General features: G+C 39.1%; 9 protein-coding genes. 1 reads left to right on the plus strand and 8 read right to left on the minus strand.

Annotation, left to right across the window (positions count from 1 at the left end):
• Positions 1-111: 111 nt before the first annotated feature.
• From H5072_RS03250 to H5072_RS03280, 8 genes are all read right to left on the minus strand, one after another.
• Entirely contained in the window at positions 112-666 is a 555-nt protein-coding gene (locus tag H5072_RS03250) for a hypothetical protein (protein ID WP_182692682.1), read from the minus strand.
• Between the two features lie 67 nt (positions 667-733).
• Positions 734-1,621, minus strand: coding sequence for a hypothetical protein (locus H5072_RS03255; RefSeq protein ID WP_182692684.1), 888 nt, complete (start codon positions 1,619-1,621; stop codon positions 734-736).
• A complete protein-coding gene (locus H5072_RS03260) occupies positions 1,622-2,356 on the minus strand; it encodes a DUF3944 domain-containing protein (protein ID WP_182692686.1) in 735 nt (244 codons plus the stop codon). It lies immediately after the preceding gene.
• 187 nt (positions 2,357-2,543) lie between these two features.
• On the minus strand, positions 2,544-3,923 hold the full coding sequence (locus tag H5072_RS03265; protein ID WP_182692687.1) for a restriction endonuclease subunit S: 1,380 nt from the start codon (positions 3,921-3,923) through the stop codon (positions 2,544-2,546).
• On the minus strand, positions 3,920-5,542 hold the full coding sequence (locus tag H5072_RS03270) for an N-6 DNA methylase (protein WP_182692689.1): 1,623 nt from the start codon (positions 5,540-5,542) through the stop codon (positions 3,920-3,922). Before H5072_RS03270 ends, H5072_RS03265 begins: the two co-directional genes overlap by 4 nt.
• A gap of 89 nt (positions 5,543-5,631) precedes the next feature.
• The gene (gene hsdR / locus H5072_RS03275) at positions 5,632-8,397 is read right to left on the minus strand and encodes a type I restriction-modification system endonuclease (protein WP_259395879.1); all 2,766 of its coding nucleotides are present in this window, start codon (positions 8,395-8,397) and stop codon (positions 5,632-5,634) included.
• A complete protein-coding gene (locus tag H5072_RS21030) occupies positions 8,343-9,167 on the minus strand; it encodes a DUF4145 domain-containing protein (protein WP_310735869.1) in 825 nt (274 codons plus the stop codon). The genes hsdR and H5072_RS21030 overlap by 55 nt, the downstream gene beginning before the upstream one ends.
• 62 nt (positions 9,168-9,229) lie before the next feature.
• Positions 9,230-10,750, minus strand: a complete 1,521-nt coding sequence (locus H5072_RS03280) for a sigma-54-dependent Fis family transcriptional regulator (protein ID WP_259395878.1) — start codon at positions 10,748-10,750, stop codon at positions 9,230-9,232.
• A gap of 346 nt (positions 10,751-11,096) precedes the next feature.
• Here H5072_RS03280 and H5072_RS03285 point away from each other — a divergent pair, with 346 nt between their 5' ends.
• Positions 11,097-11,879: a hypothetical protein gene (locus H5072_RS03285; RefSeq protein ID WP_182692691.1), complete on the plus strand. Its 783-nt coding sequence runs from the start codon at positions 11,097-11,099 to the stop codon at positions 11,877-11,879.
• Positions 11,880-12,430: the final 551 nt, after the last annotated feature.

A 12,430-nucleotide genomic window follows, 5' to 3' on the forward strand; every position in this document is an offset into this window, starting at 1 on the left:
CAAAGCGCTCTGTTTGGTCATCATTTGCACCATACGATGCGCCTAAAAACCAATAAATATTTTTTTGTTCAATCATAAAACCTCCCTGTCTATTTTAGGTTTAGAATAGTTTTAAATTCTAGAATCTAATTGGCTAACAAGTTCACATAAGTATTCAACATAACACTCTTCTATTTTAATTAATTTTGCTATATCAAACTCTTTAGTATTACCGGTGCCATATAGTGCGTCGTCCTCATCTTCAGGGTCTATTCCATGTTCAACTTCATTACATAATTGCTCATAGAGGTCTTTTCTATTAACGTATGGTGATTCACTACAATGAGTTGCAACAGTACTGATTAGGTCTGGATGTTCCTCATCAAAATTATCACGTTCTAAATTTTCTGGAAATTCAACTAAAGAATCGTAATAGTGTTCTAACTCCTCAGCTAGCATATCAAATTCATTCGCATCAAAAATATAATCCTTAAACCCGCCGTCATAAGCTATATGCAACTCTTTATAATCCTCTAACTTGCCTAATAAGCTTTGTAAACATGAAACCATAACGGCTTCATCAACTAGCGCTTGTGTATAGTCAATTCCTTGCTTTTCATAATCCGCTTTAATTTCTTGCTCAATTTCTTTTTTATTTATATTTAATTCATTTTCGATGAACGACATATTTAGTACCTATAGAACTTTAATTTTATAAAAAATAATCTACTAAAAAGCTAACTAGCAACTTGTGCTAGTTAGCTGTGGTACTAACCGGCGCATACTCTAAGTTTTTCTTCATATTTCCGATTAATATCGCTTGGTTAATTTCAGAATCAAAAAGTTGTTTTAACAAGTCTTTCTGATTGTTTATTAACTGGGCATGCTGAGGAGTTTGACCGCTAATGACTTCACGTGCTTTTGTATTACACCAAGTCTTATAATTAGATAAAATTAGATTGTAATTTTTTGATGAAGTCTCAAGAATATGATCAGCCATTTTATATTTACCAAAGCGTTCGTAAAGTTGGCTTTCTAAACAAATAGTCTTCGGTAGCAAATCCATCATCATATTTACAAAATCAAACATCAACTTTGCATGTTGTGCGCTTGCAGAGTCTACATATCCAACTAAGTTATCAATAAGCGATAAAAGCTCATTTCTTTTAACTGCAAGTTGAGCCATATATTGCACTGCAATCTCATGTGACTCAACTACAAGTGCCTTGTCTAATAACAACACTCTTGCCGACTCAATTAATCCAAAGTATTCGGATAGCTGCCCCATAAAATATATAACATTTTGTGAGTGTACATCTTGCGAAACTAAATCAATCTGATCCTGCAACTTATCAATTTTATTGGCTAAATATTTTGTTTGAGCAACAATGGCTCCCAATAAAAGCCCAGTAGATAAACCCGTAGCAGCAAGCTGAATTGTTTGAGCAGATTGCATTTGCTTTAAAATAGAACCGAGCCCTTCAGAAGAGTCCATTGTTTTTTCAACTAAAGGAAGCCACTGCTCTACTCCTCTATTGCTTACAGCAACACCATCTCTTAGGCGTATAGTTCCTCTATGTAAGCCCTCAATTACTTCAGGCTTTACCTTGGACCAATCAATGATTAAAACTTTTTCATACATTTAAAAAAAATCCTTATTTTCTAATTGTTGGCGCATAGCAGCTATTTGAATAACAGCTGGGAGAGTAACCCTAAATGCTGGACCTGTAATAGCCGGTACAGTTGTAAGTCCTGTAATAGCCCAACCTATCGGCCCAGCAAAAATGCCTATAGCTCGAGCAATGCCAGCATTAGCAGCTAATTGTAAACCTTTACCCATAATCATTCGGGCAATAGAGTTAGCAACAATTAACGCAACCTGATAACTAGCAAAACCACCAAGCTTTATTGCCGTAATTATTGCTGTCATTGCTGCAGGGCCAGCTAATTTAGGGTCAACTTTTAGTGCCTTTGTTAACTCACTTTTTTGTTCATCGGTCATATCATCCCATGAAGTCTCTATTAATTTGGCAAACATTGCCTTTTCTATTTCAATAGTCGCAGCGTCAAAATTGGTCTTTACTTTAATACGCTTGCATACATCCACTAAAATTTCACGATACGTAACACCTGTTCGGCGAACAAGGTTAACCAAAGTATCGCCACCATAGTGCTGAAGCTCTGCAGCTACACTTTGCCACGCTTTTCGATAGTCACCTTTTGCATCTATAAATGCTTTATTTCCAGATAATGATTCGGTATTTCGTTTTTTCCCGTCTTTATCAAACATTAAATGCTTAACGAGTACTTCAAGCAATTCTGTATCTGCATACTGTAAAAATGCTAAATCTTTATCTTCTCTATACTTATTTGCCATCTGTATTCCCTGTTTTAATTAACGGTTAATCATATTGATTTTTTATGTGCTTATTTATAATAGACATTATATTAGTAATGCCTATTTAAATTAGCTGCTTTTGGTATTTATAGGTCGTTCTTTTGCCCAACAATGGTTGTTTATTGCCAACCATGTCGGCATAAATGCCGACCTACACAATAGCGTGTTATTTCTTACTGGCTTTTGCTGCTTTTTTAGCAGCTTTTTCTAGCTTTTCGGCTTCAAGTCGGGCGGCTTTTATGCGCGCTAATAACTTATCGGCGGGTTCGTCGTTTGGATCTTGTGGCACGAGTTCACCACGAAACGCTTTGGCTAATATCGATTGCGTTAAGTTATCAACACGTTGTTTAGCATTCGCGAGATTCTTTTCTAAGGTATCGGCTAAGGCGAAGTATTGCTCGACCTTACGGACGATTTCGGTTTGTTCTTCGATTGATGGCAATAAAAAATTAAACTTTTTTAGAATTTTGGCTGGTAATTGTGGCTGAGCTGATCCTGTTCTATTATCGTCTATATCCCTCTGGAATTTAGGAGATGCAATAAGAATCTTGAAAAAATCATTAATGAAATCAGTGTTGATTTTACGTAATATCAACATGCCAGAATTAATACGTACAACAGGGAAAGGTACACATTCATCGTAAGATGCTATATGCCCTAATGTTCCTCTTGTTGTTATTACAAGATCCCCTCTTTCAAGCGTCCCATTACGTAAAACGTTATGCTTTTCTTCATTTAAGAATACTGTATTTGTAAAATCAAAACCAAATTTACGAACATTTTTAGTTGATAGAAATAAACAATACCCTTCATGTTGATATTCTTCTTTTTTGGGGTAATTTCTACCTCTATCACCATCTACAGTCAAAAAGTTATCGCCTATTGTGGTTGACTCCCATTCTTCTATTCCTTTATCAACACGCCATTGTTCGGTGAGTTTTCCAGAGACGGCGGCGGCGAGGACGGATTGGCGGAAGCGTTTGATTATGTCCGGTAAGTTGTTGAGGCGTTGTTGTATGGTGTCGACCTGCGCCAATAAGCTATCAAGCTTTTTAACGATGCGCTTTTGTTCTGGGAGTGGTGCCAGTATGAAGGGGGCCTTTTTACCATCTTTTGTGCCTAGCCTTGGCATATTCACACCATAACTAACCTCATCAACATAAGCTAAAAATTTAGAGCTTTTAAGCCAATTAAACATGTAACGTGAATCAATCAAAGAAGCATCACATCTAATAGGAATTATTTCGGACGAGCAAACGCCACTATCATCCGCAATCACAACTTTATTCAAATAAGGGCGTAATTTTCCGTATAGTACATCGCCTTTTTCAAATTTATTTTTTGAACTCTTAGATTGCCTTGCTTCAAAAGTTAATCTTTTGAGAACTTTAGAAGATTGCTTTTCAATATCTTCGAGCTCCAACACCCAAGTATCATTGTTGATTGATGAAACATCTGCCTTTTGTGTATCCCCATAATCTATGACATCACCTAGGCTACAATCTAGCCAATTACTAGGAAGCTCTGAAAAATTACCTTGTATCATTTCTCGGCCCCTGCAATAACTTTCTTCTCTAGCCCAAACTCTTCAGCCAACAAAGCAACTTGCCCCTCAGCTTGGTCACTTGCGCCAAGATCTATCATTAGCTGGTTCATTTCACGCAGCGCTTCGGTAAGCTCTGTCATCGCTTGAGTCGCTAATACATCGGGCTCAGGCAAGTTCGCAGCATCAGTTACTGAGTTATCTTTAAGCCATGTTATATCTAAGCTATCGTTTTTAGCTTTAATAAACTCACGTGAGAAATTGCGCCAGCGAGCGTTTTCTATTAGCTCTGGGCTATCACTGCTTTTTATATCTTCATCATTGAGAGGTGTGGTACAACCTAAAATATTGTAAACGCCTTCTTCTCGCTCTGCTTGGCCGTTAGCATCATCGCCGTAAACCGCCTCAAAGTTTTCAAGGTATTTATGAGTAAATGGGCTGCGTTTACCAAAGGTTTGCATGTTGGTACGTAAGTCGTAAACCCACGTGTTGGTTGTGCAGTCTTTATCTTGATGTGGGTTATCAACCGTGCCTTTTTGAAAAAACAATACATTGGTTTTAACACCTGCGGCGTAAAATATGCCGGTAGGTAGGCGTAAAATTGTGTGTAGGTTACATTTGTGCATTAAGTCGGTGCGTATTTCAGCCCCTCTGCCGCCTTCAAATAATACGTTATCGGGTATTACCACGGCAGCACGACCACCTGGATCAAGGCTATTGTATATATGCTGCATAAAACACAGCTGCTTGTTTGATGTTGGGTATACAAACGTACGGGTAATATTAGTGCTGCTTGCAGAGCCAAACGGTGGGTTTGTAAGTATTACGTTGGCTTTAGGTAGGTTTTCGCCATCGTTTCCTAAGCTGTTACCAAGGCGTATTGCACCGCCAAGCTCGTCATTGCCTTCAATGTCGTGTAATAAACAGTTCATTAATGCAAGGCGGCGGGTTTCGGGTACTAGCTCAAGCCCGACAAAGGCACGCTTCATTTGGAATTCTTGGGTGTCGTCGTCAAGATCGTCTAAATCGTTGGTTTGGCTTTTTATGTATTTGTCGGCCTCGATTAAAAAGCCTGCGGTGCCCGCTGCGGGATCTTGAATAATTTCGCGAGGCTGTGGTTGTAATAAACGCACCATTGTTTCTATTAGTGGCCTTGGCGTAAAGTACTGGCCGGCGCCCGATTTAGTTTCGTTAGCGTTTTTTTGTAATAAACCTTCGTACATGTCGCCAAAGTCGTCACGAGTTTTAACTATGTTTTCGTCATCGCCGCTTTCGTACCAATCTAGGCTATCCATTGTGGTTACTAGCTCTGTAAGCTGCCCTGCATTGGTAATAGTGGTATTAACATTTTGAAATATGGCACGCACAATAGCGTGGTTGTCGTTACCTAGTTGTACTAGCATATTGCGGTAAAATTGCAGTTGGTCGAGCCCTATTTTACCTTTTAGGTCGTTCCAACGCATACCTTGTGGTAGTAGGTCGGTTTCGGTGCCTGTTTGCTCGGTCATTTTTAAAAACAGCAATGTGGCCAGCTCATTTACGTAGTTTTGATACGACACGCCGCCATCGCGTAGGGTGTCACACATTTTCCAAAGTTTGGCTACTAAATCATTGTTGTTCATAGTGTCTCTTCATTTGTAGGTTGGCATTAAGGCCAACGCTTTACAGTGTTTGGTATTGTAATATAAGGGTTAAGATAAACCTGTATTAATTAGGCAGGTTGCTCCCACATATAGTTATTAAATTGTTCTAGCACTTGGTTAAGCTCGTTATTAAAAATAGCATCGAGCTTGCGCTTACCACCACGGCGGCGGTAATTACCGGTTTTAAAGGTGTCATCGTCAATGGCTACCTGTTCTTTTAAGCTATTAGCTAGGCGTTCTAACCATTTTAGTTGCTCGTCACTCCACTGTTTTTGATGCTTTATTTTAGCCAGTGCGTTATTTACACGCTCATCAAACGAAAGTAATGCGTCGCCGAGTGCTGCGCGGCGAATATGCCCTATTAACCGTGCGGCAATATCTTGGTTGGTGGTTTTTTTCCATGCAACCCTAAGAGTTGACTCGTCAAACGATTGCGTATCAAACCACTCTTGCAGCTCTATTAATGCTTTACGGGTTAAGTCTTTAGGTTTGGTTATAACGGTTTGTAGCGCGGCTTGGCTGTTCTCGCTTTGCTCTACGAGTTTGTCGAACGCTTCTAAAAAGTCTTCGGCGTTGTCGTAATCGCCATAGCCTTCTTTAAACTCTATTAGCTCGTCTTCTATGTCGGTAAAAATAGGCTCGTGGCGTAGCTCGTTTATTTGCTTTTTAAGGTGCTCTAGGTTTTCGACCAGCTTTGGAAGTTGAGTAAAAATTTCAGCGCTTTGCTCTGGCCCTTTAGTTTTTAGAGTTTGTGCAAGGCTTGCAAAGTCGCAACCGGCAGCACCAGCCAATACAGTATCTAAGCGTTTTATTGATTGGTCAATTTGAGCTGACTTGTCTTGATTAAATACACCATGACCGACAATACGCTGTACTTTAGCCACGAGTTGCTCGTGGCTGTGGTGTGCAAACGAGCGGCCATCTGCTTCTAATGTTTTATAAGTTTGTGAGTCGGTTATTTCGTTTACTAAGGTGTTTAACTCAACTTTTGGACGCACAACGACTGGGCGCATTGTATCTACCGATTCGAGCGAGTCGTATAAATCAACGGCATCGTAAATAGTAAAGTTTACTTTGCCAACCTCTGGGCATAAACGTGTGGCACGCCCTTTCATTTGCTCGTACAAAATACGGCTTTTTACTTTACGTAAAAAGACGAGGTTACAAATACTCGGTACGTCTATTCCTGTAGTGAGTAGATCTACCGTTACCACAATATTAGGTAAACGCTCTTTGTTGTAGCGGGTGATCATACTTTGTATTTTTTTAGGATCTTTGTCGCTTTCGCCGGTTATTTTAATAATGGCGTCGTGCTCAAGGTTTGGGTAATGCTTTTTAAAAGCCTCACGCAGTTCAATCACCATGTTATCGGCATGGGTGTTGTTTACACAAAATATGAGTGTTTTTTGTTTACCTGTTGGGTCGAGCTTAGTAGCGAGTGATTCGGCAACTATTTTATTAAAGTTTGATGCAATAATATCGCGGTTAAAGCTGGCTACTTCAAAGTCGCGCTCGTCTTCAAGGGTGTCTTGAATTAGCTCCCCTTGAGATGTTAAGCGTGTTACCTCTGAGCCTTTATCGATATAAATACCGTTTTGGTTTAATTTGGTAATAATTTTTATTGGCGGTGCTTGGTCTATTAAGTAGCCGTCTATTACCGCTTTGCGGTAGCTGTAACGGTACACAGGTAAACCAAAAATGTCGGTTGTGTGTAATGCAGGTGTTGCAGTAAGCCCTATTTTTACTGCATCAAAATGGTCAAGTATTCTGCGGTACGTTGATACGTAGTCGAGCTGGTTTCTAAATTCCATTTCGCCATCGGTTTGTTCTTTATCAAGAATATAACCACGGTGTGCTTCGTCTACTATGATGCAGTCGTAGCGCTCAACTGGCATAAATTCATCGCTTTGTAGCGTACGCTTAACTAGCGATTGAATAGTTGATACATGTATTTTAGTTGCGTCTGACGGGAACTTATCGGTCAGGCCTTTTATATTAAATATGGTATTAAAAGGCACATCGTTTATGCGTGTGTCATCAAAGGAGTTTAATGCTTGCTCACCCAATGAGCGCCTATCGACCAAAAACAAAATACGATTAAATCGGCGTGATTGTATTAGCCTATACATTAGTGCGATAGCGGTACGGGTTTTACCTGTACCGGTTGCCATAGCAAGTAATATATTTTGCTGACCTTTTTTAATGGCTTGCTCGGTGGCTGTTATGGCCTCTTTTTGAAAATAACGAAGGCCTAAGCCTGTTGGTTCGTTAGTTTCGAGCCATTGCTGCGCGGCATCTATGTTGCCATCGAGCTTAGCTTTTAGTTCGCCTGGTGTATGCCATGCAGGTAATGCTTTAGCTTGGTTACTCACTTTACGAACATCGCGATACCAAATACCGCTTTTACTTAATAACTGGCGGCGGTACTCTCGCCCATTTGTTGAAAATACAAACGGTATTTTATAGCTTCGTGCGTTTGGCTCTTTGGATTCTTTCCACGTAATTTGGTAGCTATTTCGAGTTTGTAGTTGCTCTGCTACTTTTTGATGCTCTGCATCGTTTGCAGCTCGCGCTTGGATTTCTGCGTTTAAATGATCAAGATTAAAGTAAATACTGTACCGCTGCGCCTCTGCTAATTTGCCGCATACATCGGTATTTATTTTTTTAGCCTCAACAACCCCTACCGGTTGTAAACCTACAAACAATACATAGTCGGCAAAGCCTGTTTTACCTGTTTCGTCGGTATCGGTTGGCCACTCTGCTATGGCTAAGTTTTTGTCTATTTGGGGCGCGTACCATTTGCATAATTTAACACGGGCGTGTCGGCAGCCCAGCCTGCATCACGCAATTGCTGATCGATAAGAAAGCGCGTTTCTTTTTCTGATAAATCTAAGCGGCGCGCGGCTGCACGTTGAGTGATCTCTTGTTTGTATGCTTTGCGTTCTGCTTGTGTTTTTTGTGCAAGCTCTGCTTCTTTGGATTGCAGCTGTGCTTCAAGCGCGTTTACTCGGTCTTGTGTTTGTTGCTCGGTTTCTTGCTGCTTGCCTTCTAAAATAGCAATATAGCCACTTAATGCAGTAAGTTGGTTTTTGTTTTGGGCAAGTTCGGTATCGGTTTGCGCGTTACTATTTAATGCTTGTTGTAGCGCTTGCTTTAGCTCTGTTACTTGGTGTTGGTATTCGTTTTCTTGTTGGCCGTCTGGTAGTACAAATATAGGCGCTGCAAAATCAACGTCTTTTTTAATTAGTCGGTAATACCAAATACTTAAACGAAATGCTAAACGCAGTGCCATTTCGGCATCGTCTAAATCGTTGTGATAGTCGTGAACTGCTTGATTACCTACTTTACGCAGCATATGGAAAATATTGATTATAGAGTCATCAACCCACGATATTTTTGCAAGCTCTCTGATTAGGTCAACTTGCGTAGGGGGAAGGTCTAAATCAAGAAGTTTAGCAATGTGCTTGGCTGACGCTTCTCCAAACATGCGCAGTTTTACTAATGTGGTATTAGGATCGTCAGGAAAATTCTTTTCCGCAGCAAACGCTATGCGATAAAGAATATCGTTCACACCTTTTAAGAATTCAAAGTTTGATTTTTTCACTGGCTACTTCTCCTTTTACTCAATAGGTATTGGCAACTTATATACCAACAATATTGTCCTTTTTATTTTTCGTGTTTGATGTTTAGGCGCTTCATCCAATTGCTAAGCGTTTGGTGATCTTTTAAATTAAGCATTTGGGCCGCGTGGCTTTTAACATTCCCACTTGCTTTTAAAGCAGCTAAAACATAAGCTTTTTTATATTTATCAACTAATTGTGTAATATCTATTTTGTCGTCGTATGACAGTGTAACATCTGTAAAGCTTTCATTTTTAGCGCGGTTAATCATGGCACTTGCTAAGTCATTTTCAGTTATTGTTTGTGAGTCAGACCATAAAAAAGCACGGTTTAGTGTACTCCACAGCTCTCTAATATTCCCTTGCCACGGCTGAGATAAAATAAACTTTATTCCCTTTTCGGAAATATTTTTACTTATGTAGTCAGGATGTTTACTACCTGCTTTGTTTATTTGCTTTACAAGTTGATTAACAATAACAGTGATGTCTTCAATGCGCTCTCGTAGCGCTGGCATTTGTATAATGCCCACTGCTAAGCGGTAAAATAAGTCTTCGCGAAACTTACCTTCTTCTACTAACTTTGATAAATCTTTATGTGTGGCAGCAATAACTCGGACATCGACATTAGTGGTTTGGGTGTCACCTAAGCGGTTGATCTCGCCTTGCTGTAATGCCCTTAAAAGTTTTACTTGAATCTCGGGGGTTAATTCACCCACCTCATCTAAAAATAAAGTACCGCCATCGGCCTGTTCAAAAAGACCTGGGTGATCTTTTTCAGCTCCAGTGAAGGCCCCTTTTTTATGACCAAACAAGGTTGAGTCAACAAGGTTTTCTGCAAATGCTCCGCAGTTAATTACTTTTAATGGCTTATTTGCTCGTAAGCTTCCTTTATGAATGGCAGTGGCCATTAGCTCTTTACCGGTTCCGGTTTCACCAAGAATAAGTGCGGGTACTTCTGAGGCTGCAATTTTTTTAGCTTTATTGACTACATTTTGCATTTGCACTGATTTTGCAGTGAGTTTTGAAAAAGCTTGCTCAATTTTAGGCTCTGAGATTGCCGTATTCGCTATGTTTTTAGATGCCGACTTTACATACTCTTGGCCAAAATCAATGGGGATATCAACGTGTAGCAACTCATTTTGTGGGGTTGCTTGAAGAAAGTGAACGTTCGATTTACCTTTACCGATAAGCACAGATAAAGTGGTCATTGCAGGCGTGCCAGAGGTCAGGTTTATTGATAACGAATCTGCCTCTTCACTTAATTTATTGATCCAAAGAGCTGTTACCTGATGAATAGACTCATAATCAATTGGGCTGGCTATATTGGCTTTATGTACCTGAATATCATGATACGGTTTTCCAATTGTAGCCATTCGCTTTTTTACAAAGTCTTCAAACTTTTCCCAATACTTATGCTGATGATTAGAGAGTATTACAATTTTATCAAAAGGAGTTTGAGAGTTAGTAGCGAGAGTTGATATTGAAGCATTTTTTTCACCATCGAGCATGTTATCAATGTCTTTGGTGCCCAGCCAAGAAAGAAGTATATTCACAGTCCGTTTGCTCATATTGTTACTTTGTAAAGTATATTACATTAAATAATATAATTTACCCATAAAAAATAGCTACTTAACTTTCTTTTTTATATAAAGATTAATACAAATGGATTGGTAAATTGCTTAAAAGCTTAGCTGGCTTGTTTTATGCTAATACAGCCTTTTTATGCGTTTTAATAAAAGAGGTTGCGATCCTATTTAATTTATTTAATAATCTTTTCAGAGCTTTACTGATGAGCTCGTTTCGCCCACTTTAAGCGCAGTCCTGTCGGATAATCATACTCTCAAATAAAAATAGTTAAACATTTAACATGCGTAATGTTAGTGGGCGGACGTAAGCATATTTAAGGTTTACACTATGAATCAGTTAGAACAATACTTTCCTTCTGGCCTGTCTATTTCTCGCGCCAAAAAAGATGCAAAAAAACTAAAAAAAGCAAAGGCAATCCCTTTAAACCAAGCACTAGATGAAATTGCTCAAAGTGAAATGAATTTAACTTGGGAGCAAGCATTAAAGGCTTTGTCGTCCAACGATTATGGACAAAATGAGCCCCTGAACGAGGAAATGTTAACGTTGCCAGAAGCAGTATTAAGTGCAGAACAAACATCGTCTGAAGCAATGTCCGAAGAAAGTTGTGAACAGTCAGATGAACAAGATGAGTTATTAGATGAAGATGAATATGATGATGAAGAGAAGGGGGAAGTAAATTTCACCCATACAATATATAACTCACAGCTAATAGCATTTGAAGAGATGGTAGACAAGAATAGTGGACAGGCAGATACATTTATATATCCTGCAAACGAAGTTTTCATTCAGGGTAATGGAAATGGTACTAAGCTGTGGCCGTCACCATTGGCTGCAACCGAAAGCAATGCAGACCTCTTCTGCGATATGCTTAATAAGTTCAGCCTACGTATTTTTGAGTATGACCTAATAGATACAATCTATGAAGACGAAATTGGTGAAACTTCTTATGAAATGTGGTACGAATCAAACTGTCCAATCTATGAATCTAGTGACTGTGAGCGCGAAATTACCGCAGACCCAGACTACATACATGTTAAATCACAGCGTTCACTATATTTCGTAATAAATATGGTTCGCTCCACCCTGATAAGCTGGGAATTAGAAATGTAGCTAGCGTAAATTTGCTGGCTTTACTTACTCTATATTTTAATAAAGTAAAGCCATATTAATCGTATTGCTGATATCTGGGAGCGAAATGCTCCCTTTATATAAAAACACTTAAAAAAACAAAAACACAGTGTAATTTTGCTTTTAATGTCAACAAAACGATTGGGCTAAATTTAAACCTTGCCATTAAAAACACCTATCTACTTCGAAATAGCCATTAAAAACCTACAAATATTGCCGTTCATGTTATTTTTTAAATTAAAAACAACTAAACGCTTGCATTATAAAACAGGAGCATTTAAAGTTCGAAACATAGGAGGGTAGCAATGCTATTCCTCTGCAGTCTCCTCAGTAAATGGAGATAAATAAAAATATACAATTAGTTTATAAAAAATTAGTTAGCCTGTTGTGCTACTAAGTTGGGTTCCCCGCTTTGGCGGGGGTGAACGGCAAATGCCGTAGTAAAAAATTTAGTTAGACAGTCGTGCTGCTAAATTGGTTTCCCCGCTTTGGCGGGGGTGAGCGACAAAACACTGTAGTAAAAAAAGTTTAGT

It is taken from the genome of Pseudoalteromonas sp. SR45-5 (genome assembly GCF_014163565.1).
GTDB lineage: Bacteria > Pseudomonadota > Gammaproteobacteria > Enterobacterales > Alteromonadaceae > Pseudoalteromonas > Pseudoalteromonas distincta.